The organism is Priestia sp. YIM B13491 (assembly GCF_042787605.1).
Taxonomy (GTDB): Bacteria; Bacillota; Bacilli; order Bacillales; family Bacillaceae_H; genus Priestia; species Priestia megaterium_E.
Genome location: NZ_JBHZOR010000006.1, coordinates 202,067 through 225,849, shown reverse-complemented (window position 1 = coordinate 225,849; position 23,783 = coordinate 202,067). Strand labels below are relative to the sequence as shown.

Annotated in this window: 23 protein-coding genes; 19 read left to right on the top strand and 4 right to left on the bottom strand. The window is 39.5% G+C overall.

Annotated elements, in window-relative coordinates; translation table 11 throughout:
- Positions 1 to 43: 43 nt before the first annotated feature.
- Positions 44 to 814, top strand: a complete 771-nt coding sequence (locus ACFX4E_RS21585; protein WP_097823187.1) for an SDR family oxidoreductase — start codon at positions 44 to 46, stop codon at positions 812 to 814.
- A gap of 22 nt (positions 815 to 836) precedes the next feature.
- Here the strand turns inward: ACFX4E_RS21585 and ACFX4E_RS21580 are convergent, their stop codons facing one another.
- Positions 837 to 1,619, bottom strand: a complete 783-nt coding sequence (locus tag ACFX4E_RS21580; RefSeq protein WP_377258409.1) for an SDR family oxidoreductase — start codon at positions 1,617 to 1,619, stop codon at positions 837 to 839.
- A 307-nt stretch (positions 1,620 to 1,926) separates the two neighbouring features.
- On the opposite strand from ACFX4E_RS21580, the gene ACFX4E_RS21575 reads away from it, so the two are divergent.
- Positions 1,927 to 2,124, top strand: a complete 198-nt coding sequence (locus tag ACFX4E_RS21575) for a hypothetical protein (protein ID WP_014459743.1) — start codon at positions 1,927 to 1,929, stop codon at positions 2,122 to 2,124.
- A gap of 142 nt (positions 2,125 to 2,266) precedes the next feature.
- Positions 2,267 to 2,539 carry a hypothetical protein gene (locus ACFX4E_RS21570; RefSeq protein ID WP_028408230.1) on the top strand — a complete coding sequence of 91 codons (273 nt, stop codon included), beginning with the start codon at positions 2,267 to 2,269 and terminating at the stop codon, positions 2,537 to 2,539.
- Between the two features lie 29 nt (positions 2,540 to 2,568).
- On the opposite strand, the gene ACFX4E_RS21565 is transcribed toward ACFX4E_RS21570, so the two are convergent.
- A complete protein-coding gene (locus ACFX4E_RS21565; RefSeq protein WP_098249523.1) occupies positions 2,569 to 2,805 on the bottom strand; it encodes a hypothetical protein in 237 nt (78 codons plus the stop codon).
- Between the two features lie 267 nt (positions 2,806 to 3,072).
- Here ACFX4E_RS21565 and yjcZ point away from each other — a divergent pair, with 267 nt between their 5' ends.
- Positions 3,073 to 3,210, top strand: coding sequence for a sporulation protein YjcZ (gene yjcZ, locus ACFX4E_RS21560; RefSeq protein WP_013057409.1), 138 nt, complete (start codon positions 3,073 to 3,075; stop codon positions 3,208 to 3,210).
- Between the two features lie 192 nt (positions 3,211 to 3,402).
- Here yjcZ and ACFX4E_RS21555 read toward each other — a convergent pair whose 3' ends face one another.
- A complete protein-coding gene (locus ACFX4E_RS21555; RefSeq protein ID WP_013057408.1) occupies positions 3,403 to 3,603 on the bottom strand; it encodes a cold-shock protein in 201 nt (66 codons plus the stop codon).
- Between the two features lie 283 nt (positions 3,604 to 3,886).
- Here ACFX4E_RS21555 and ACFX4E_RS21550 point away from each other — a divergent pair, with 283 nt between their 5' ends.
- Both ACFX4E_RS21550 and pdxR read left to right on the top strand, forming a co-directional pair.
- Entirely contained in the window at positions 3,887 to 5,587 is a 1,701-nt protein-coding gene (locus ACFX4E_RS21550; protein WP_025751607.1) for a pyruvate oxidase, read from the top strand.
- Positions 5,588 to 5,890: 303 nt separating this feature from the next.
- Positions 5,891 to 7,324 (top strand): MocR-like pyridoxine biosynthesis transcription factor PdxR, encoded by a 1,434-nt coding sequence (gene pdxR, locus ACFX4E_RS21545; RefSeq protein ID WP_034651371.1) that lies wholly within the window; start codon positions 5,891 to 5,893, stop codon positions 7,322 to 7,324.
- A 204-nt stretch (positions 7,325 to 7,528) separates the two neighbouring features.
- On the opposite strand, the gene ACFX4E_RS21540 is transcribed toward pdxR, so the two are convergent.
- Complete coding sequence (locus ACFX4E_RS21540) at positions 7,529 to 7,729, bottom strand: cold-shock protein (RefSeq protein WP_013057405.1); 201 nt, start codon at positions 7,727 to 7,729, stop codon at positions 7,529 to 7,531.
- A gap of 348 nt (positions 7,730 to 8,077) precedes the next feature.
- On the opposite strand from ACFX4E_RS21540, the gene ACFX4E_RS21535 reads away from it, so the two are divergent.
- The 13 genes from ACFX4E_RS21535 (at position 8,078) to ACFX4E_RS21475 (ending at position 23,779) form a co-directional block, all read left to right on the top strand.
- Positions 8,078 to 8,956 carry an NAD(P)-dependent oxidoreductase gene (locus ACFX4E_RS21535; protein WP_377238224.1) on the top strand — a complete coding sequence of 293 codons (879 nt, stop codon included), beginning with the start codon at positions 8,078 to 8,080 and terminating at the stop codon, positions 8,954 to 8,956.
- Between the two features lie 23 nt (positions 8,957 to 8,979).
- Complete coding sequence (locus ACFX4E_RS21530; protein ID WP_377238225.1) at positions 8,980 to 9,774, top strand: SGNH/GDSL hydrolase family protein; 795 nt, start codon at positions 8,980 to 8,982, stop codon at positions 9,772 to 9,774.
- 13 nt (positions 9,775 to 9,787) lie between these two features.
- Positions 9,788 to 10,699 (top strand): ABC transporter ATP-binding protein, encoded by a 912-nt coding sequence (locus ACFX4E_RS21525; RefSeq protein ID WP_098333044.1) that lies wholly within the window; start codon positions 9,788 to 9,790, stop codon positions 10,697 to 10,699.
- On the top strand, positions 10,692 to 11,672 hold the full coding sequence (locus tag ACFX4E_RS21520; protein ID WP_014459751.1) for an ABC transporter permease: 981 nt from the start codon (positions 10,692 to 10,694) through the stop codon (positions 11,670 to 11,672). The genes ACFX4E_RS21525 and ACFX4E_RS21520 overlap by 8 nt, the downstream gene beginning before the upstream one ends.
- Before the next feature lie 397 nt (positions 11,673 to 12,069).
- Positions 12,070 to 12,516 (top strand): DUF6376 family protein, encoded by a 447-nt coding sequence (locus ACFX4E_RS21515; protein ID WP_028408237.1) that lies wholly within the window; start codon positions 12,070 to 12,072, stop codon positions 12,514 to 12,516.
- A 627-nt stretch (positions 12,517 to 13,143) separates the two neighbouring features.
- Complete coding sequence (locus tag ACFX4E_RS21510; RefSeq protein WP_377238226.1) at positions 13,144 to 16,782, top strand: multifunctional 2',3'-cyclic-nucleotide 2'-phosphodiesterase/3'-nucleotidase/5'-nucleotidase; 3,639 nt, start codon at positions 13,144 to 13,146, stop codon at positions 16,780 to 16,782.
- 286 nt (positions 16,783 to 17,068) lie between these two features.
- The gene (locus ACFX4E_RS21505) at positions 17,069 to 17,665 is read left to right on the top strand and encodes a TerD family protein (protein WP_043983012.1); all 597 of its coding nucleotides are present in this window, start codon (positions 17,069 to 17,071) and stop codon (positions 17,663 to 17,665) included.
- 23 nt (positions 17,666 to 17,688) lie between these two features.
- Positions 17,689 to 18,267 carry a TerD family protein gene (locus ACFX4E_RS21500; RefSeq protein WP_025751616.1) on the top strand — a complete coding sequence of 193 codons (579 nt, stop codon included), beginning with the start codon at positions 17,689 to 17,691 and terminating at the stop codon, positions 18,265 to 18,267.
- A gap of 35 nt (positions 18,268 to 18,302) precedes the next feature.
- Positions 18,303 to 18,881: a TerD family protein gene (locus tag ACFX4E_RS21495; protein WP_013057395.1), complete on the top strand. Its 579-nt coding sequence runs from the start codon at positions 18,303 to 18,305 to the stop codon at positions 18,879 to 18,881.
- A 94-nt stretch (positions 18,882 to 18,975) separates the two neighbouring features.
- Complete coding sequence (locus ACFX4E_RS21490) at positions 18,976 to 20,592, top strand: YceG family protein (RefSeq protein ID WP_098432967.1); 1,617 nt, start codon at positions 18,976 to 18,978, stop codon at positions 20,590 to 20,592.
- Positions 20,593 to 20,610: 18 nt separating this feature from the next.
- Positions 20,611 to 21,702: a toxic anion resistance protein gene (locus tag ACFX4E_RS21485; RefSeq protein ID WP_162214385.1), complete on the top strand. Its 1,092-nt coding sequence runs from the start codon at positions 20,611 to 20,613 to the stop codon at positions 21,700 to 21,702.
- 275 nt (positions 21,703 to 21,977) lie between these two features.
- Positions 21,978 to 22,748, top strand: a complete 771-nt coding sequence (locus ACFX4E_RS21480; RefSeq protein WP_098578672.1) for a DeoR/GlpR family DNA-binding transcription regulator — start codon at positions 21,978 to 21,980, stop codon at positions 22,746 to 22,748.
- Positions 22,745 to 23,779, top strand: a complete 1,035-nt coding sequence (locus tag ACFX4E_RS21475) for an oxidoreductase (protein WP_377238227.1) — start codon at positions 22,745 to 22,747, stop codon at positions 23,777 to 23,779. Before ACFX4E_RS21480 ends, ACFX4E_RS21475 begins: the two co-directional genes overlap by 4 nt.
- The last annotated feature ends 4 nt before the right edge of the window (positions 23,780 to 23,783 follow it).

Sequence of the window (23,783 nt, the reverse complement as noted above, 5' to 3'; positions counted from 1 at the left end):
TAATATATATAGTAGATAAGTAGAGTGAAAGAGGTGAAGGTAGATGAAACATGCATTGATTACAGCGGGTCATAAAGGTATTGGCAAGAAGGTAACAGAACAGTTTTTAAAAAAGCAGTATTCCGTTACCGTCCATTTTCGAAGTGATAAAAATAAAGTGCGAGAACTGCAAGAAGAATGGCATCAATATAAAGACAACGTACAGTTTGTAGAAGGAGATATAACGAATAAAGCAGATATTGAACACGTCGTTGCGCAGGCTATGGAGCAATTTGGACGTATTGATGTTTTAATTAATAATGCAGGTCCGTATGTATTTGAAAGAAAAAAATTAATAGAGTACACAGACAGTGAATGGTATGAAATGCTGGAAGGGAATTTAAGCTCCGTTTTTCATTTTGTAAAAGCGGTTGTTCCTATTATGAAAAAGCAGCAGTTTGGAAGGATTATTACATACGGTTTTCAAGATGTAGAGCATACCCCTGGATGGATGTACCGCGCGGCTTTTAGTGCCGCTAAGTCAGGGCTAGCTTCTCTGACCAAATCGCTTGCTCTAGAAGTAGCCGAATACGGGATTACGGTCAATATGGTCTGTCCCGGAGATATTGTAGGGGACATGAAAGAAAGTGATATTATAAAAGCAAGATTACTAGAAGACAAGGAAACGCCTGTGGGCCGATCAGGTACGGGAGAAGACATTGCGCGTATTATTGAGTTTCTTTGTGATGAAAACTCAGATATGATTACAGGCAGCATTATATCCGCTTCGGGTGGAGTAGACGTTGTTCATAAAAGTAAAAAAACAAGCCCCTGACGTTGACGCAGGGGCTTGTACGTTACAGCAGCGATTCTCCGCCGTCGATAAACATTTCACTTCCGGTAATATGTTTGGACGCGTCAGAAGCTAAAAAGAAGATTAAATCTGCTACTTCTTCGGGCTTAGCTGAGCGTTTAGCAAGCGGCTGATTGCCATTTGGATATTCAATTGGAATCGCCACTTCTTTTAATTTGTCTTCTTGACGGAATGTATTGCTTTCAATATTTGTATCAACTGCTCCTGGACAAATGACGTTTACCCGTATTCCGTATGTAGAAAGTTCAAGAGCTGCCATTTTGCCGAAAGCCATTTGGCCAGCCTTTGAGGAACTGTATGCGCTCATGCCGATATTTGAAAATGTACGGTTGCCGTTAATCGAGCTAGTAATAATAATGCTTCCTCCCTGAGCTTTCAAATAAGGAATAGAATGCTTCACGGTTAAAAAAGTACTTGTTAAATTTGTATCAATTGTTTTTGTCCAATCTTCTGGTGATAGTTCTTCAATAGAAGAGAACGTACCGTTGATGCCTGCGTTAATAGAAACAATATGTAATTGACTCCATAGGCTGCTGATCGTTTCGATACTCTCTTTTATACTTTCAGAGTCGGAGACGTCTGTTTTAATGGCTATACACTCTCCGCCGCTCGACATGATGGTCTCTTTTACTTCATGTGATTTTTCTTCGTCTAAATCTAAAAGAGCAACGCGCGCTCCTTGTTCAGCTAATGTAATGGCTGAAGCACGTCCAATTCCAGACGCCGCTCCCGTCACGAGCGCAACTTTTCCAGTTAATGCAATCATTTGTAACCCCTCCATATAAAAATGTTGTTTCCTTTCTTTAGCCTATACGGAGGAAATAAAAACCTCTTTTAAAATATTTGTGTTTAAATTTGCTAAAAGATGCCAAAAGGAAAAGAGAAAACAGCGGCGAATTATTAATATGACGCCAGAACATGAAAAAGCTAATGTCAAATGAGCCTACTTGAGTAGCTAAAGATATACCCTGTCTTTTCAGAAGAATGTTTATATAAAATTTTACATCAGAGGGACTTGCAAATCGTTCCTTGAAAGCTTACACTAGTAAAGCACAGAAAAAGGACGGTGTTTTATGAAGAAGAAAGATAATGTGATTCCATTCCCGCAAAGAAGGGAAGCGGCTGCTTATGTTCCCGCTTCTATTAGCTTAGATAAGGATATTGTGGAATTTTTAGAAATTATGAATTTTGAAGATCGCAATGATTTTTTAAACGAAATGATTGATTCATTTTTTAAATATGTAAAAGGTGAAGAAGACGAAGTAAGATAAAAGATAACGTAAAGACATCCAAAGAGATGTTTTTTATTTTGTGACCAATTGCTTAAAAGGCATGCTTAAGCCTCGTATAGTTATTTATGGTATAGTATACATTAAATACTATCTAGCAGGTGCAATTGCGAGGAGTGATAAGATGAGTGGATTTAAAAAAGACATTCGTGCCGGATCTGAAGAAACACACTCACTAGAACAATTAAAGCATGAAATGGAGCAAAGCCTGTGGAATTTAAGAAAAGATTTGCGAAATGAAAGTCGCTCGGAAACGGAAATGGCAATGATTAAAATTTCGCTGCTGTCACTATTTGAGGAACAGGCAAATAAATTGAGTGAAACTGAGCTTTCTGACTACCTTGCTGATTACCACAAAAGAGTCGAGCAGTTATTCGACAGGTATAGCTATAAATAAGACAAGCATCCTTGCGGGGATGCTTGTTTTTATTTGAGCAAAATTCGCTTGTATTCATTGTGTTTCAGAGGTTTGGATACATATCCGTCGGCTTCTAGCTGATAAATAATGGTCGCGGCTGCATACACGCTAAAGGCATGATCAAGACCAAAGTAGTCTTGCAAAGCGGCGACGCTCACTACCTCTTGAAAGATTTTACTGCGATTCGATAAGACAATAGGGTAGACGTTTTTAACGATTTGCTTTGAAATTTCGAGTGTTAACATATTAAATCCCTCCCGTGTGAATGTACATAACTAAAGGTATTCAGCACGGTGTACATTCATGAAAAAGGGAGCGATTACATTTCTAAAAGATAAAGAAAAGAGGAGTAAATGCCCATAAAATCAAATGTTTTATCTCTTTATGGGGCATGTTTGAAAAACGCAGTATTTTTAGTGTATGACAAACATTTTCAAAAGTTCTATGGAATTATTAGGAGCAATTTAACTAAATCCACATATCTTAAAGTATAGCAAATGGAGGTGAAACACATGGGATACTACGGAGGTTACGGATACGGTTGTGGTTATGGCGGCGGTGGCTGCGGCGGCGGTTTCGCTTTAATCATTGTACTTTTCATCTTATTAATCATCATCGGCGCTTCTTGCTTCGGCGGCGGCTGGTGCTAATTATTAAAAAATGATGACGACGCAACATCCACACTTTATTTCTTCAACTATTTCTTCCACAAAAGGTCTCTTCGGGATGAAGAGACTTTTTTAGTTTATTATTTATAATAACGTGTACAAACTGCACGTTAAAAAGGTTTTATGCGTGGTTCTACATAAAAAAAAGACTCTGAAATCAGAGTCTTTTTCTACTTATGCTTTTTGAACGTTAGCAGCTTGAGGTCCGCGTTGACCTTCTTCAACGTCGAATGTTACAGCTTGACCTTCGTCTAAAGATTTGAATCCTTCGCTTTGGATTGCTGAGAAATGTACGAATACATCGTCGCCGTTTTCGCGCTCGATAAATCCGAAACCTTTTTCTGCGTTAAACCATTTTACTGTACCTTTTTCCATGAATGTTGCCTCCTCGTGTGCTATGCACACATTGTATTACTATCCTTGCTCATGATCAAAATCTTTAAGACGAAAGTATTCACCTATCGATTGTTGCCGAACAAAAATAATTCTTCTTATAGAATAGCAAAAGTTAATGATAATTGCAAGAAATGAAGAAAATTTAATGAAAGTGGTTCATTCATTTAATGAAAGAAAACGAAAATTATACGAGTGAAAATAAGTAAGAAAGAGCGTATCAGGTCACACTATCTCTATATATAAGAAGAAAGGGGTCAGTCATATGTTTAAACAAAAAGCAGGGGAAAAACTGATTGAACTGTTAATTGAATGGGGCGTTGATCATATTTACGGCATGCCAGGAGACTCCATTAATTCAATTATTGAACCGCTTCGCAAAGCCCAGGATAAAATTAAATTTATTCAAGTGAGGCATGAAGAAGCGGGAGCTCTCGCAGCGGCTGCATATGCCAAGCTAACCGGTAAAATCGGTGTATGCACGGCTATTGCCGGACCGGGAGCGATTCATTTACTGAATGGTTTGTATGATGCAAAGTTAGACAAAGCTCCCGTGTTAGCACTTACAGGGCAAGTGGAGTCCGATCTCATCGGAAGCGATGCGTTTCAAGAAATTAATTTAGAGCGAATGTTCGATGACGTGGCTGTATATAATCAGCGAATCATGTCCGCTGAACAGCTTCCCACTGTTGTTAATCAAGCGATTCGAACAGCTTATGCTAAAAAAGGTGTAGCTGTGTTAACTATTCCTGATGATATCCCTCGTTTTGAAGTCGGATCAGAAGCACGAGAAACATCAAGCATAATCGTTAAACAAGACGTCTTTCCTCACAGAGAAGACCTTGAAAAAGCAAAAGATTTGATTGGTAAAGCAGAAAGTCCGGTTATTTTAGCCGGTCGAGGCACACATGAAATGAGAGAAGAACTGCTTGCGTTTGCAGAAAAAATCGCAGCACCTATTGTTCTTACGCTTCCTGGAAAAGGCGCCATACCGGATGAACATCCATATTGTCTCGGAGGACTTGGATTAATCGGTACAAAGCCAGCGTATGAAGCGATGCAAGAAGCGGATACGCTCATCATGATTGGAACGTCCTATCCGTTTACAGGCTTTTTGCCAGACCATGCGAAAACGATTCATATTGATATTGATCCCGCACAAATTGGCAAAAGGTACCCTGTAGATGCAGGGCTTGCAGGAGAAGCAAAAACAACCATTCAGTGGTTCTTAGAAAACGTTGGCCGCTCAGAGCATCGCCAGTTTTTAGAGCAAAGTCAAGAACGTATGAAAAAGTGGTGGAGTCAGCTTGATACCCAAGAAGCAAAAGAAAGCCTACCTATCAAGCCACAGCGAGTGATTCGAGCGCTTCAGCACGTAGCGGCTGATAACGCGGTCTTGTCCGTAGATGTAGGAAACGTCACAGTATGGATGGCGCGTCATTTTCGTATGACAAATCAGCAGTTTGTGATTTCAAGCTGGCTAGCAACTCTTGGATGCGGGCTGCCGGGCGCACTTGCTGGAAAAATTGCTTATCCCGAGAAGCAGGTATTTGCGGTCTGTGGAGACGGCGGCTTTGCGATGACGATGGCAGATTTTATTACAGCTGTTAAATACAATCTTCCGCTAGTTGTGGTGCTATTTAATAACCATAAAATCGGTATGATTAAATTTGAACAAGAAGTAATGGGAAATGCTGAATTCGGCACAGACTTAACAAATCCGAACTTTGCCAGGTATGCAGATATTTGCGGAGGTGTTGGCTACCGAGTAGAAAAAGAAGAAGAGCTGCTGCCGGCTTTTGAAAGTGCTGTTAGGCAAAACAAGCCGTGTATTATCGATGTAATCGTTGATGCAAACGAAGCGCCTATGCCAGCTAAGATTACGCTAGGACAAGCAACGGGTTATGCCAAGCATATGGTGAAAGAATTGTTTCAAGAAGGCAAGCTAGATTTACCGCCTCTATAAAAAATAGGCTGTGACAAAAGTACTTTAGTAAAGATCCGAACGATGAATCGAGACTCTTAATAGAGAATCAACTTCGTTTGGATTTTTTTGTTGGAATGGTGAAGGTAATTTAATTAACTATAAAATTATTATGTAAACTTAAATGCTGGCAAATGAAAAGAGGTGATATTATATTTATTTTGTAAAGTGGATGAGCAAAAAAACACCGAATTGGATGGTCTTTTTTTATAAAACTGCTTTAAGATAAGAGAGATAAAGGATAAACTACTAATAAGAAAGTTTAAATGTAAGGACTGACGCCGCATGAACTGGAGACCAGATCGCGCTAGCAAAAAAGCGATTTATAAACAAATTGCAGAATATATTGAAAGCTGTATTTCATCGGGAGCGTTTCCGCCGGATTCTATGCTGCCATCAGAACGAACGCTTGCTGCTGAGCTAAACGTGAACAGAAGCACGGTAGTAGCTGCTTATGAAGAACTGCAGGCACTTGGAATCGTAGAACGTAAAAAAGGAAGCGGCACGCGAGTTAGTTCAAGCATCTGGGGAATTTCCCGTAAACGTATTCCAAACTGGGGGAGATATGTAGAAGACGGTTCATTTTTGCCTAATTTACCGCTCGTACAGCGAATAAGAAGCGAAGCTTTGCGAACAGATTTTGTAAACTTAGCCAGCGGAGAATTAGCTCCTAGCTTATTTCCAAGTGAAGATTTTCAGCGAATATTAGCGGGCATGCCGTTTAATGAGCATTTAGGCTATGATCATCCTCACGGCAATGAACGTCTGCGTGACGCTATTGCTGCTCATGTTCATGAGTACCGGAAAATCTCCACCGATGCTAATTCTATTTTAATCACATCAGGTGCACAGCAAGCACTTCATTTGATTGTTCAGTGTTTGTTAAAACCAGGAGATGCAGTAGCGATTGAAGATCCGTCCTATAGCTATTCACTGCCGCTTTTTCAATCAGCAGGTTTACGAACGTTTTTGTTGCCTGTAGATAAAAATGGAGCCAACCCGGAGGACTTAGTAGAATTACATAAAAAGCATCGCATTCGTATGGTTTTTTTAAATCCGTATTATCAAAACCCGACTGGTATTGTGTTATCAGAAGCGCGCCGAAAGCGGTTTTTAGAGCTTTCTTCAGAATACGGCATTCCGCTTATTGAAGATGATCCTTATTCACTCACGGCATTTGACGGAAATGTACATCAAACGCTGAAATCGATGGACGAGAACGGAAATGTCCTTTATATCAGCTCGCTTTCTAAAATTGTGGCATCGGGCCTTCGAATTGGCTGGATAGTAGGGCCAGAGCAAGTGATTCAGCGCCTGGCAGACGCTAAGCAGCAAATTGACTTTGGCCACAGCATCTTTCCCCAGTGGATTGCTTATCAATTCTTAGATTCTCCTACGTTTTCTTCACATATTGAAAAGCTTAGACAAGAGCTCAAAAAGCAAGAGTATGCCCTGTCGTCGAGTCTGAACGAATTGCTCGGATCAAAAGTATCTTTCGATTCACCTCAAGGCGGGATTCACTTATGGTGCAAAGTAAATCAGCCGGTCGATGACTATCGACTATTGGAAGAATCGCTTAAAAGAGGAGTGGCTTTTGTACCAGGAAGCGTGCTGAGTTCTCAAAGCGGAGCTATTCGCTTTACGTTTGGCAGAGGGGAAGAAGAGGTCATTCGAGAAGGAATCAAACGATTTGCAAGCGCCCTAGAGAGTCTGGAATAGCTATAAACATAGGTAAACGTACCGGATGAAAGTTTTATTTTATTATTTCGTATAGATTGTTATGATCTTGTGCTATACTAAGAGTACCATTAACTTTACTTCTGTATTTGTACCGACTGGCCCTGTTGAAAAACAGGGCTTTTTTATGTTTGTACACAAAAAAACAGATCCTTTAAAGGATCTGTTTCTGATATGTTGTGTTTCTTATGCTTTTTGAACGTTAGCAGCTTGAGGTCCGCGTTGACCTTGTTCTACGTCAAATGTTACAGCTTGACCTTCGTCTAAAGATTTGAAGCCTTCGCTTTGGATTGCTGAGAAGTGTACGAATACATCGTCTCCACCTTCGCGCTCGATGAATCCAAAACCTTTTTCTGCGTTAAACCATTTTACTTTACCTTGTTCCATAATTGTTGCCTCCTCGTGCGGACTCGCACATTGTGGTACTATTCTTGCTCAAATCTAAAGACGAAAAGTGACAATACTCATACATCCCCACCGAACAAAAATAATTCTCTTACATCTTAGCAGAAATTTCCTATGTTTGCAAGCGCTTTATTTAAAAACCATTCGTATTTTTTAGACAAGTTTTTTATAAATCATGTCTAAAAAATGTCACATTTTGAACATTATAGAAAGGCTATTCTTTGTATTCGCTTTTACTGTAGTTATATAATAATGAAAATACGCTTTTTCTAAAGATAGACGACAAGTATAAGAAACGTACATACTGAGTGCTGAAATGGAGTGGTAAAGATGAAGGTGGGTTTAATTGGTTTAGGAAATATGGGATTACCGATGGCGGAAAATATGATAAAGGCGGGTCATGAACTTGTTATTTATAACCGTACTGCTTCGAAGGCGGAAAGTCTTGTGAAAAAAGGAGTAAAGGTTGTGGAGACACCTGCTCAAGCAGCACAAGAAGCGAATCTTGTCTTCACAATTCTTTCAAATGATGAGGCTTTAGAAGAAGTAACGCTTTCAGAAGCCGGTGTACTTGCAGGCCTTCAAGAAGGTGGTATTCACGTCTCTGTGAGTACTATTAGCGTAGATTTGTCGGAAAAATTAACAAGCGCACATGCTGCATCAGGACAGCATTTTGTTGCAGCGACTGTTTTAGGTCGCCCCGACGCAGCAGCTGCCGGGGCTCTCAAAGTAATAGTTGCAGGTAATAAAGAAGCAAGAGAGCACGTTTGGCCGCTGTTTGAAGCGATTGGTCAAACTATTTTCACTGTAGGAGACGAGCCTTACTTATCAAATGTAGCTAAGCTTGGCAATAATTTTTTATTAGTATCGATGTTAGAAGCTGTTTCTGAAGCAGTAGTCATGGTAGAACAGTATGGCATGCAAGCGGAAGAGTTTCTTGAAGTGGTTAATAGCTTATTTGCATCTCCTGTGTATAAAAATTACGGCAATTTAATTGCTAAAAGAGACTTTGATCCGGCCGGGTTCAAGCTGGAGCTTGGACTAAAGGATGTAAACCTGGCTATTGATGCAGCCAAAAAAGTGTCCGCTCCGCTTCCGTTAGGAGAGCTTGTGAAAGGTCATTATGAACAAGGAATCGAAAATGGCTGGGGTCATTTAGACTGGTCTGCTTTACTAAAAACAGTTGAAGCTCTAAAAAAAGATAACTAAAAAGACGAAAAGGAGTGCAGCCAGTGAAAGCGAAAGGAAAGTGGGTATGGATTGTATCCTTGATTTCGATTATTTCGTGTCTGCTGTTTGCAGCGGGACTTGGAATGTCTATTTATGATTATGTTAGCGCCTCAAAAGCTACTGTAAAAGAAATGCCAAAGCCAAAGCAAGAAACAAGCAGCAGTAACAAAAGTACAAAGAATTATACGATTGTTGCTTTAGGAGATTCACTGACAAGAGGAACAGGAGATGCAGCGGGAAAAGGATACGTTGGGTATTTAAAAGATAATCTTAAAGAAAAAACGAAGAAGAAAATTCTCTTAAGTAACTTTGGAATAAAAGGTCAAACGTCTTCGCAGCTGGCAAGTCAAGTAAAGCAGCAGGAAATTCAGCGGCAGGTTAAGTCGGCAGATACCGTGCTGATCACCATTGGAGGAAATGACTTATTTCAAGGCGGACAAACGCTGCAGAACTTAAATAAAAACAATATTCAAAAGCTAGAAAATGACTATTTAAAAAACGTAGACAGCATCTTAAAAAGCATCCGGTCGGCCAATAAAGACGCGACGATTTTTTTAATTGGTTTATACAATCCGTTTAGTAACCTACAAGATGCAAAAACGACAACGGCTATTGTACGAGAATGGAATTACAAAAGCAGTGAATTAAGTGCTAATTATAAGCAAACTGTTTTTGTTCCGACCTTTGATTTGTTTCAGCTAAAGGTAGATGACTACTTATATACCGATAAGTTTCATCCTAATGCAAAAGGCTACAAGCTGATCGCAGAACGTGTAGCATCGCTTATTACGTGGTAAGGGAGGGAATGATATGAGTGAAGTAACGCTTTCAGTAAAAGGACTGAAAAAAGTAATAGGAAAACGAGAAATTATCAAAAATATTGATTTTGAACTAAAAAGAGGCGAAGTGTTCGGCTTTTTAGGACCCAATGGAGCCGGTAAAACGACAACGATTCGAATGCTTGTCGGCTTGATTCGCCCGACCGCTGGTTCCATTTATATTTGTGGATACAGCGTATCGAAGCAGTTTACAAAAGCGATGGAGCATATCGGCTGTATTGTTGAAAATCCTGAGCTGTATCCATACTTAAGCGGCTGGGAAAATCTGCAGCACTTTTCACGGATGATTCCTTCTATGACAGAAGAACGCATTCATGAAGTGGTGGAATTAGTTGGCTTGCAAGAGCGTATCCACGATTTAGTTCGCACGTATTCGTTAGGTATGAGGCAGCGTTTAGGAATTGCGCAAGCGCTTCTCGGAAAACCAAAAGTGCTTATTTTAGACGAGCCAACGAACGGACTAGACCCTTCTGGGATTCGGGATATGCGTAAATTTATTCGCTTTTTAGCTGAAAGTGAAGGTCTAAGCGTCCTAGTATCCAGTCATTTACTGAGCGAGATTCAGCTAATGTGTGACCGAGTAGCGATTATCGCAAAAGGAGAAGTTATTCACACAGAATCGGTGAAGACCCTGTTAACTCAGCAAGAGCGTTTACTGTGGAAGCTAGATCCGCAGCCTGCAGGAATAGACGTTTTAAAACAAGTGACGGACTTTGTACAAGTGCAAGGGGAGTATGTCACGACGTTTTATGAAGAAGCTGAAGTGGGAGAGTGGAATAAACAGCTCATTGCAGCAGGAGTAACGGTAAAAGAAATGAATCGAAAGCTTCCAACTCTTGAAGATTTATTTATCGAAATGACAGGAGGCGAATCGATTGATTAGTTTGGTTCAAAATGAAATGATCAAGCTCGTTCGAAAAAAGCGCCTGTTAATCGTTACTCTTATTATGGGCGTTTTGATTTCCATGTTCACCTATGCTCAGCTTCGCGAAACACAGCGCCTTCAAGAAAAGCTAGGAACGACCGATTGGCGCAGTACGCTGCAGCAAGAAATTATCGATACGCAAAACCGGCTGAGCGGAAGCCAAATTTCAGATGATTGGCGCAAGCAGCTTGAAATTCGCGTGGCGCAGCAACAGTATTATTTAGATAATGATATCAATCCTTCGGAACCAGGGGCACCAACGTTTGTGCGAGGATTCATTGAAAACGCCATTCAGCTTTTGCTGCCGCTAATGATTATGATTATTGCAGCGGATTTAGTGTCTTCAGAGTACAGCTTGGGATCCATCAAGGTATTGTTGACGAGGCCTGTGAAACGGTGGAAAATCCTGCTTAGTAAATACATCACGCTCGTCATGTCCGTCTCGTTTTTAATTTTAATGTTTGGCGTTTTGTCGTACCTCATTTCTGGCGTTGTATTTGGATTTAAAGGCTGGACAGCCCCGATTCTTACGGGATTTAGCGTGCAGGGAAATGACTTAAATACAGCGGACGTTCATTTAATTTCGCAGTGGAGATATATTTTAATGGAGTTTGGTCTTGCTTGGTTTGTATCTCTGGTGGTTGGAACGCTTGCTTTTATGCTGTCTGTTTTAATTAAAAGTACAGCTGCGGGTATGGGTGTGATGCTTGCTTGTTTGATTGCAGGTACAATTTTAAGCAGCATGGTTTCTTCGTGGAATTCAGCTAAGTACTTGTTTATGGTCAATTTAAATTTAACTTCTTACCTGCAAGGAACAGCTCCTCCGACTGAAGGAATGACATTAGGGTTTTCCTTGGGTGTTTTAACCATTTGGGGACTTGCCGGGCTGCTCGTGTCGTTTCTGGTATTTACCAAAAAAGACGTGTACTAATTCCGTATAAGTTGACGATAATCAGGAACGTGCGTTATGATTGTGTTAACAAAAAATGCTGTTTTGCTCAAAGGGGAGTAGCTCTTGCAGTAAAGTCGTCATTTCGAGATTATTATCTCCGGCTTTATTGACAATGCAAATTGTTAGCGAGACCTTTGCCAATGTTGCCATTGGTAAAGGTCTGGATACAAACACCTTTACCACATGTGGTAAAGGTGTTTTTTGTTATTTCAAAATGAGAGAGGAGCTTAAAAATGTCAAAACTATCGAGACTGTTAAAAAGCCCCGCTGTAAAAAAAGGAATAAAAAAAGCTGTACCCATTATTATGAAAGAGTTAAAGAAACGAAAATCGAAAAGAAGATAGCAGAAAAGAAAATAAGAAAGGTTGAGTGCTAAGTGAAAAAGTGGATGCTAGTCATATCAACTGCTGTTCTTTTTATGGTCGGCGGCTGTTCTTTTCTTGAAGATACAAGCAGTACGCTGAACTACGCAAACGATGCGAAAGATTACGTGAGTGAAGCACAAAAGTTTGCTGAAGAAATACCGCCTCTAGCGGAAAAAGCTGTTAATGATGACGAGGCAATAAAGAAGCTAGAGCAAAAGCTGCAGGAAATGAAAGGAAAAGCTGAAGAATTTAATCAAACAAAAGCTCCTGACATCGCTTCTGATGTGCACGATCAGCTTGTTCAACAAAATGAAAAAATCATTAGTGGAATTGAAGCGTATGAAGCCAATATAAAGGATGGCAGCTTCAATCCAGAAGCGCTAAAAAACAGTGAATTGTTTCAATCAATTCAAGATGTATCAAGTATTATGAAACAAATTAAAGAATTAGGTCAGTAAAAAAGCGAGCCTGGGACAAAAGTATGTAGTTGAAGAAAATCCGAACGATGAATCAAGATTCTTGATGGAGAATCAACTTCGTTCGGATTTTTTTATTTGTAGGGTGAACGTAGGTTTCATGTGTATAGATGCTTTAGGTTGGATTGATATAGTAGGTATGTCTTATAACTCAACCTCGTTTCCGTGTTATAAATGTAAAATTATATAAATATATCTATTTATTAGAAGACAAAAACCTTCTCTTTCTTTTTTATATCTACGAAATTTTGTTAGAAGCTGTGACAAACTTAATGTCTGCTTTTCATATCCTATGTATAGTACATATATACACACCGCTTGAAATAAATTTTTTTTGAATGAAAAGGGGGCGTGGGAACGTTGATGTATTAGGTAATAAGACTCATTTTAAAAGGAGGGTTCATCCAATTAATAAAAACTATAGTCCTTGGTTTTGAAGAGAGAAACTAAAAAAATTTTTTCCGTTTACAAAAAGTTAATAAAACGCATACAAATGGTTTACTAAAAAATCAAAAAATTTACATCCTTTATAAATCTTTTCTGCTATACTATTTTTGAACAGTTGCTAGATTTATAGCGATGATAACTTACTTGAAAGGTGAATGGTAGATGAAAAAGAATACTCGCAGTAAAACGAAGAAAATCCTATCCACATCACTGGCACTTTCTCTATTATCTATGCCTCTTTTAACTACACAGGCAGGAGCGGAAGAACGTCATCCTGGACAAAGCTCACAGCAAAGCAAGCATCAAGGCCACAATAAAAAAGATGCGCTTGTGAACATACGCCTGATGGAAACAACCGACGTTCATACGAATCTATTAAACTATGATTATTTCAAAGACGCCCCTTATGAAAAAGTAGGTTTAGCTAAAACCGCTACCTTAATCAAAAATGCTCGAAAAGAAGTAAAAAACAGCTTATTAGTAGATAACGGAGACCTCATTCAAGGAACGCCTCTAGGCACGTATAAAGCCAAGATTAACCCGCTGAAAAAAGGTGAAGTTCATCCTGTATTTAAAGCAATGAATCAGCTGGATTACGATATTGCAACGCTTGGAAATCATGAGTTCAACTATGGATTAGACTTCTTAACAGAAGCGTACAACGATGCAAATTTCCCTTACATAAATGCCAATGTCTACGTTGATGATCATGACAACAACCCGAAAAATGATAAAAATAAATTTACGCCTTATAAAATTATGAATAAAAAAGTCGTCGATGAAAATGGAAAGAAACGAACGATTAAAGTTGGTTTCATTGGCTTTGTGCCTCCTCAAATTAACGATTGGGATAAAGCAAACCTTGATGGAAAAGTCATTACAAAAGGTATTGTAGAAACAGCCAACAAATATATTCCGGAAATGAAGAAAAAAGGTGCAGACGTAGTTGTTGCAATGGCTCACTCTGGATTTAGCAGCAACAAGCAAAACACGGAAGATGTCATTTACTCATTAAGTGAAGTAAAAGGCATTAACGCTATTACGTTTTCACACACGCATAAAGTCTTCCCTGCTAAAACGGAAGCTGCGCTAGACGGTTTGTTTCTTGGAGCAGATAAAAAGCCTCTTCCTGGCGTTGATAATGCAAAAGGAACGATCAACGGCGTTCCCGCTGTTCAAGCAGGTTACGGCGGAGGATCACTTGGCTTAATTGACTTAACGTTAAAAGAAGAAAAAGGAAAATGGAAAGTAGTAAGCTCTCAATCGTCTACGCGTGAAACGTATAAAGACGTAAAAGATGCGTCAGGGAAAACGGTTACGCAAAGTACGGTAGAACCGGATAAAGGTGTTGTTAAAGCAGTTCAAAAAGATCACGATGCAACGGTTAAATATGTGAACACACCAATTGGTAAAACGACGGATGATATTCACAGCTATTTTTCTCTTGTAAAAGATGATCCATCTATTCAAGTGGTAACAAATGCACAAAAAGATTACGTAGAAAAATACGTTTCTCAAAACAAGCCGGAATATAAAGACCTTCCGATTTTATCAGTGGGAGCGCCTTTTAAAGCAGGAAGAAACGGCGTTGATGAATATACGGAAATTAAAAAAGGTGACTTAACGATCCGAAGCGCTGGCGACCTGTATCTATATGACAACACGTTAAAAGCGGTTAAAGTAAAAGGTTCTGTTGTAAAAGACTGGATTGATATGTCTGCCGGTAAATTTAATCAAATTACACCGAACAAAACAGAAGAGCAGGAATTATTAAACCCAAGCTTCCCTGTTTATAACTTCGACGTAATTGACGGCGTTCAATACCAAATCGACGTCACAAAACCAGCAAAATACGATGTGAATGGAAACGTGATTCACGGAGATTCAAGCCGCGTTGTTAACTTAACGTATAACGGCAAGCCGGTTGATCCGAACCAAGAGTTTATCGTTGTGACAAATAACTACCGAGCTGGCGGAGGCGGAAACTTCCCTGGTCTAAAAGGAAGCGAGCTCGTGGTGGATTCAGCGGATGAAAACCGTCAAATTCTAATGGACTACATCACCGAGCAAAAAGAAATTACACCAACAGCTGACGATAACTGGTCCATTGCACCAATTAACGGAACGGCTAACGTGACGTTCACAAGCTCACCGCGCGGAGAAAGCTATTTAACTGAAGGAAGCAACATTACGTATACAAATAAAACGGATGACAAAGGATTCGGCATTTACAAAATTAATTTAAACGGCGAATCAAAAGATAATACAAAGGTTCAGCTGTTAGGCATGAACGACCTGCACGGTCAGCTCGATACAGATACAAAAATCAATTCAAATGGCCAAGCGCTTTTAGCTGGAAATATGAAATATACAGCAGCAGCTATTCGTAAACAAGAAGCTGAAAATCCGAATACGCTTTTAGTTCATGCTGGAGATATGATTGGCGGAAGCCCGTTAGTTTCAGCGCTGTTTCAAGATGAGCCAACGGTTGAAGTGATGGAATCACTTGGATTTGATGTGGGTACGCTTGGAAATCATGAGTTTGATGAAGGCATTGCTGAGCTTCACCGTATGATTGAAGGTGGAGACCATCCAAAAGGCACAAAAGGATACGACGGCATGAATTTCCCGGTTGTAGCGGCAAATGCTTATGATACTTCAACTAATGAATTAATTACGGAGCCTTATGCAATAAAAGAAGTAGGCGGCAAGAAAATCGGCTTTATCGGCGTTGTCACACAAGAAACGCCAAGCATGATTGTTCGTAAAGGAAATGAAAACTTAAAAATTACGGACGAAGCAGAAGCGATTGATAAATACACGGCAGAGTTGAAAAAGCAAGGTATTAAAGCCATTGTAGTACTTGCTCATAATCCATCTAATCAAAATGGAACGTCTACCGAGTTTGATGCAGCAGATATCGCTAAAAAAGTTGATGATGAAGTTGACGTGATCTTTTCAGCTCACAATCACGTATACAACAACAAAGTAGTAGATAACAAACTAATTGTTCAAGCTTATTCATACGGCTCAGCGTTTTCTGACGTAGACGTTGAAATCGATAATACGGGTGACATCGTAAAAAAAGATGCAAAAATTGTAACCGTATATCAAAAAGACTATACGCCAGATCCTGAAGTTTCAAAGATTATGCAAAAATATGAAGACTTAGCGGCACCTATTAAAGCAGAAGTGGTTGGAAAGTCATCTACTGATTTAGCAAAAGGCTATCCGTCTAGCGGAGCAACAGGGGATATCGCACTTGGAAACTTAATTGCTGACGGCATGAAAGCAGAAATGAACGCTGACTTTGCTTTAATGAATGGCGGAGGCGTTCGTTCACAGCTTGATTCAGGTGACGTAACATACGGTGATTTGTTTGCGATTCAGCCGTTTGGCAACGTCTTAAATAAAGTAAAGCTAAGCGGAGCAGATTTAGAAACGGTGTTAAACAATCAAATTACATCATCCGGACTAGATTTCCATATTGCAGGCTTTAACTATACGTGGGATGGAAGCACAAATAAAGTAGTCGATATTACGCTACCAGATGGAAGTAAAATCGACAAAGAAAAAGAATACACGGTAGTAGTGAATAACTACATGTACGGAAATGAAAAATATGGTATTGGTGCACTTTCGTCAGATATGGAAGTGGGACCAGAAGATTTACAAGCAACGGTAAACTATATTAAAACACTTAAGAGCCCGTTTGAATACAAAGCTGAAGGCCGTATTCAAAACGTGGCAGCTGCTAAAACAGCTGAACAGCAAGAACCTACTTTAAAAATAGCTCAATAAGCCAAAAAAGACTGTCTCATAACTCGGATTTCCGGTTTAGAGACAGTCTTTTTTAGTAGATTATCTTCACTTTCAAACTTTAAATCAATTAATTTACCCTATAACAGACCTCTTAATTTTTGAAACAATCACCAGATTGTGGTATTCTTTCCTTGGAAAGAAGATTTACGTAAACGTTAAAAGTGGTATAAAAATTTCACTATTTTTTCATTTATCTGAGTTATGATATAGAGCTATATAGAACCTGAAATAGAATATGTTCGTTACAGTAAAGGAGTAAATAAAAGTGGCTATTAATCTACAAAAAGGTCAAAAAATTGATTTAACAAAAGGAAGAGAAGGCCTATCTTCTATTACAGTTGGATTAGGATGGGATCCTGTAAAAAAACGCAGCTTTTTTGGTTTCGGAGGAAACGGACCAAGCATCGACTGTGATGCATCTGTTCTTATGCTAAATTCAAACGATAAGCTTGTAAGTAACTCAGCCGTTGTGTATTTTGGAAATCGTCACAGTAACTGCGGGAGCGTTAAGCATTCAGGCGATAACCTTACCGGAGCAGGTGAAGGGGACGATGAACAAATTTTTGTTAATTTAAAAAATGTTCCCGGAAACGTACATAAACTTGTGTTTGTGGTCAACATCTATCAGTGTGTTGAGCGAAACCAAGATTTCGGTATGATTAAAAATGCTTTTATCCGCGTTGTGGACAGCGCTAAAAACGAAGAGCTTGTACACTTTAATCTATCTGAAGATCATTCAGGAGCAACAGCTTTATTTGCAGGTGAAATTTACCGAGACGGGAATGAATGGAAGTTTTCAGCAACTGGAGATGCAACGAGAGATACTGGATTAGGAGAAATTGCAAACAAATATACAAAATAAACAACTAGAAAAGAGGGAATAAAATGGCTATTAATCTTTCAAAAGGACAAAAAGTAGATTTAACAAAAACAAATCCAGGATTAACAAACGTAGTAGTAGGTCTTGGGTGGGATGTAAATAAGTATGACGGTGGAAACGATTTTGATTTAGATTCATCTGTCTTTTTATTAAACGGAGCAGGAAAATGCGCTTCAGAATCTGATTTTATTTTTTACAACAATACGACGGGTGCAAACGGAGCGGTTGAGCATACCGGAGATAACCGTACAGGCGTAGGCGAAGGAGACGATGAGCAGGTTCAAGTAGATTTGAAAAATGTGCCTCAATCTATTGAACGTATCGCGTTTACCATTACGATCCATGAAGGGGAAGCACGCGGTCAAAACTTTGGCCAAGTAAGCAACGCCTACGTTCGTATTTTAAATGCAACAAATGACGAAGAGTTAATTCGTTATGATTTAGGTGAAGACTTCTCGATCGAAACAGCCGTTGTAGTAGGAGAGCTGTACCGACACGGCGGAGAATGGAAGTTTAATGCTATTGGCAGCGGCTATCAAGGCGGCTTAGCGGCACTTGTCAACGACTTTGGTTTAAACGCCTAGTCATTAAAGTAAGAAAACGTACGGAGGATATTTTTATGTCAATTTCTTTATCAAAAGGTCAGCGCATTGACCTAACGAAAACCAACCCAGGATTAACAAAAGTAATAGTAGGCCTTGGATGGGATACAAACAAATATGCCGGATCTCAGGATTTCGATTTAGATGCATGTGCATTTTTAGCCAATAAATCAAGTCAGGTTGTAAATGACGAGGAGTTTGTTTTTTACAACAATTTAAAAAGTCCAAATGGCGCTGTGGAGCATACCGGTGACAACCGTACGGGTGCAGGAGATGGAGACGATGAGCAAATAGCCGTTGATTTTTCTCTTCTTCCTGACCACGTTGAAAAAATCGGAATTAGCGTCACGATTCACGACGCAGATGCTCGCGGACAAAACTTTGGACAAGTATCCAACGCGTTTGTTCGTCTGATTGATGCTGAAACAAATGAAGAAGTACTGCGCTATGATTTAGGTGAAGATTTTTCAATCGAAACAGCTGTCGTTGTATGCGAGCTATACAAGCACGGAAACGACTGGAAGTTTAATGCCATTGGCAGCGGATTTTCCGGTGGCTTGGCCGACCTTTGCCGCAACTACGGATTATCCGTATAAAAAAGGCATGGGATAAATGAAAAAGAAAGGGTGCTTTAACGAGTACCCTTTCTTTTTAGCATGTATATGTCTGAAAAGAAAGGAGCTGTAAGGCGTGAGTAAACTAATTGATCCTCATATCATTAATCTTAACGAGCAAAATGGAACTTCTCTTTTTTCTCAAGATGTTTCTCTGCGAGGTGACTTTATACAAAATGAGCAGCAAATTTCCTATAAACAAGTGGCGGGAAGATATGTAGGCACCCATCTTGATGCGGACGAGTACGCAGCTTTTCTTTATGAACTTGCGCACTCATCATCATCGATCCTTGTCCTGCACGATAAGCTTGATAAGTCCATTTCAAATGATAGATTAAAAGAAGTACAAACGATTCTTAAAATTAATCAAGAAGAACGCGGCCTTTCTGTCAATCGACTGTTTGCTTTTTTAGAAGGAAAAAAGCTGATCGTGAAGTCAGAAAATCCCGCTATACATAGAAGAATACGTGAAAAATTTATTGAAACGTTAACGTGCTTTAAAGAACAGCACGCAGAGGGCTTTATGGACGGGCATTTTCAACGCTTATTAATCGATTTAATAAAGTGGCAGTGGAATCATGTGAAGTCTTGGATGGTCGATCAAGCATTTCCTGAACACGCGCCTCGCATCATGTGGTATGGAGATGCGAATAAAAGCGAGCAGTATTTTCTCTATTATTTGATTTTACTAGGTTTTGACGTCCTTACCTTTCACCCAGAGGGAAAGGATCATTTAAAAGAAGTAGATAAGAATCAACATTTAACAACGGTTTATACGTTTCCTTCTACTAGCTCGCTTTTACCTTTTCCAACGGATAAGCCGGTTCGAAAAGGTACGGTAGCATTTCGAGCTTCTCAAGAAATTGAGCAAGTGCTTCATTCAGAGGAGTCTATGCTGTATAAACCGTGGCAATTTCGTTCGTATTTTCCAACTTCAGTTACTCTTAAAACGACGTATGATGAGATTTTTTTATTAATGAGAGAACGGGCGTTTATTCGTCCTAATTTTGAAGTGTCAAAGCCATATGTACACGTGCCGGTTCTGTTTTCAAAAGTGCTTGGCATTTCCAAAAACCGAAAAGAGTACTGGAGTAAAGTACATGAGCTCATGCAAACAGAAAATGAGTTAGCTCTGACTGTTGATTCTGTTCCTTTTGCCAAAAAAATAGAAGGAAATAATCACTTTCACTACCAAGGCGCTCTCGGAAGTGATGGGACGCTCAGTCCTGATAAAATGATTGAAAGCAACTGGTGGCGCTATAAAGAACTGCCTATCGGGCTTCAGCAAGGGCTAGCTGCTGCTATTTCCAGATACTGTGCACATTCAAAGCTCCTTCGGTTGGATCATGAAGATGCGTATCAGCATCAAATGTACTTGTTTAATCAGTCTTTGAAGCTTCCGAACAACGTGCTTCGCATGCTTCAAAAATTTGATTATACGCAGCACGTCCCTCGGCTCATTATTTATCACGGAAATGAACATGAAGCGTTTACGCGTGAAGATGCAGCTTTACTGCTTCTGTTAAATGAATTTGGCGTTGACATTGTTCTTTTTAATCCGACCGGTCAAATAGATATAGAAGCGTTTGTCGAAGAAAAATATTTCGATATACATTGGCTAGAAGAAATTAGCTTTAATGAAGAATTCAAAGAGCCGTCGCTCATTCAAAAATGGTTAAAACGAATCTTTTAAAGAAAGAAGGGTTTTTAAATGGCAACAAACGAATTACAGTCTTTAGATGTAAACGAAGCCGAAGAAGTTTTAGAAACAAAGCCTAATGAAGTAAAAGCAAAACTGCGAGAAGAGCCGGAAGTACGTCGCTTAGCAGAACAAATTGATTATAAAAATCAGCTGGCTTTACTTGAGTATGGGAAAGAAACAGCCAATGAAATTTCCTCGTTTTCCGGAAAAGTGCTTAGTACAATTAAATCGTCTAGCATGGAAGAGTCAAGTCAATTATTAAAGCAGCTTGGAAAGATTATGGACAAATTTGATGCAAAGGATTTTGTTGAAGATAAAGGGTTTTTCTCTAAGCTTTTTAAACGCGGTCAAAAAATAGTGGATAAGCTGTTTCAAAAATATGAAACAATGGGCTCTGAAATTGATAAAGTATATGTAGAGATTACAAAATATGAAACCGAAATGAAGCATTCAACCACGACGCTTGAACAGCTTTACGAGCAAAACTATCAGTATTATATGGAGCTTGAAAAATACATTGTAGCGGGCGAAGTGAAAGTAGAAGAGTTAAAACAAGAGGTAAAGGTGCTTGAAGAAAGAGCGTCGAGTGGAAATCAGCTGGCGGCAATGGAGCTTCAAACCTTAAAAAATGCGGTTGAGCTGATGGAGCAGCGATTATATGATTTAGAAATGGCAAAACAAGTATCTTATCAATCCGCTCCTCAAATCCGTATGCTGCAGCGAGGAAATACAAAGCTGATCGGCAAAATCAATTCTGCGTTTATTACAACGATTCCTATTTTTAAAAATGGACTCATTAACGCAATCGCAGCAAAACGTCAAAATTTAGTAGCGGAGTCTATGAACGAATTAGACAAACGCACAAATGAGCTGCTCATTCGCAATGCAGAAAACATTTCACAGCAAAGCGTTAAAATTGCCAAAATGTCCGGTGCTCCTAGCGTAAAAGTAGAAACGATGGAACAAACGTGGAATATTATTATGAAAGGAATGCAGGAAACAAAAGCAATCGAAGAGGAAAACAAACGCCTTCGTGAAGAAGGACTTGTTCGCTTAGCGCAATTTCAAGAAAACTTCAAGGCGCTTGAACATAAGATGTAACGAAAAAGCGGGAATCTTTACGATTCCCGCTTTTTTTGCCTATACGTTTGCTAGAAGTCTGAACCGTAAGAGATTAGTGAAAAGCGTGAAAGGGTATCAGGTATAAAAGAAGTATTATCCAAAATAAGATAGTTATTTCCAGAAGACGTTTATGTACTTTTATAATTTAAGTTAAAAATGCAAAAAAACTTAATTATTTTAAGTTTTTTGCTGGTTTTTAACTTTTCTTTGCGCTACAATTAGCTCATATCAAAGTAAAAAAGGAGGGTATTCGGGTGTATCAAGAACAGCGCATGAGTGCGATTATTGAATACCTTCACACACACCGCACGATTACATTAGACGAAATTTGCGATATGTTCACCGTTTCAAAAGATACGGCGAGGCGTGATTTAGTCAAGCTTGAAGAAAACGGCGAGGTTATGAGAGTTAAAGGCGGAGCGACGCTATCGTCAAGTCATATCATTGATTACAGTGAACGGACGCCTACCAAAGCCAAAGAACAAATTGCTAAAGAAGCAGCTTTGTTAATATCGGAGGGGTATGACGTGCTTTTAGATACGTCTTCTACCATCGTACTGATGGCGAAGTATATGGATGTAAAGCATGTAACCGTTATTACGAATTCCATTGATAATGTGGATTTGCTCGATCAATATACAGCGTGTGATACGTTTTTGCTGCCGGGCAAGTTTAACGGGAAAAACCGTAACGTCACTGGGCCAAGAACGATTTCTACGTTGCAGGAATACAAAGTAGATCAGCTGTTTTTAGGTACGTGCGGCGTTGGTGCAGATGGTATTACATCTCCAAGTGAAGAAGAAGCGTTTTTAAAAAGACAGATGATTCAATGCGCAAGACAAGTTATTATGCTTGCGGATCATACAAAGTTTGAACGTGAATTTTTACATCGAGTATGTGATATGAGCGACATTGATATCCTAATTACAAATAAAGCGCCAGAAGCGGATGTAAAAGAAAAAATAGAGCAAAATCAAGTGCGGCTTATCGTAACAGATTTTGATAAAGGAGAGGAAACACAATGAAGAAAATAAAAGTAGGATTAGTAGGATACGGATTTTCAGCAACGGTCTTTCACACGCCGCTTTTAAGCGTGTTAGACGAATTTCATATTTCAAAGGTAATGAGTTCAAATCCTGAAAAAGTAAAGAGTGACTTAGAGGATGTTGAAGTAGTGAGCACTCTCTCTGAACTTTTAGAAGATGACAGCATTGATTTAGTTATTATTACAACGCCTAGCGGCATGCACTATGAAATGGTGAAAGACGCACTACGCGCAGGCAAGCATGTAATTGTTGAAAAGCCGATGGTCGTATCAGAAAAAGAAGCAAATGAATTAATTCAATTAGCAAAAGAACAGGATGTTCAACTAAGCGTCTATCATAACCGCAGGTGGGATAATGATTATTTGACGGTGAAACAGCTGATTGAAGAAGGGAAATTAGGCGACGTTAAAATGTATGAAGCGCATTTTGACCGCTATCGTCCAGCTGTTCGAGACCGCTGGAGAGAAAATGAAGGACCTGGGTCAGGAGCGCTTTACGATTTAGGATCTCATTTAATTGACCAAGCTTTACATCTTTTTGGAATGCCTGACTTTGTTCAAGCTGATGTGTTTGGTCAGCGAGATCATGCACGTACGGATGATTACTTCCACGTAGTGCTTGGATACGGTTCTCTTCGCGTTATTTTGCATTCAAGCGCTATTGTGCCAAGCAACGGGCCGCGCTTTCAAGTTCACGGAATAAAAGCAAGCTATATTAAATACGGGATTGACGGCCAAGAAGATATGCTGAGAGCTGGCAAGAAGCCTGTGGATGATACGTGGGGAGCCGACAGCCCTGAACACTACGGTAAGCTGACCACTGGCGAAGGCGAAACGAAAGAAATTTCAACGCTGCACGGTTCTTATGTGACGTATTATCAAAAAATTGCCGACAGCCTGCTTCGAGGAGAAAAACTTCCGGTTTCAGCAGAAGAAGCTCGTGACGTGGTTAAAGTTATCGAAGCGGCATTTGAAAGCAGCAAGGAAAAACGAGCGGTTTATTTTAACTAAGGAG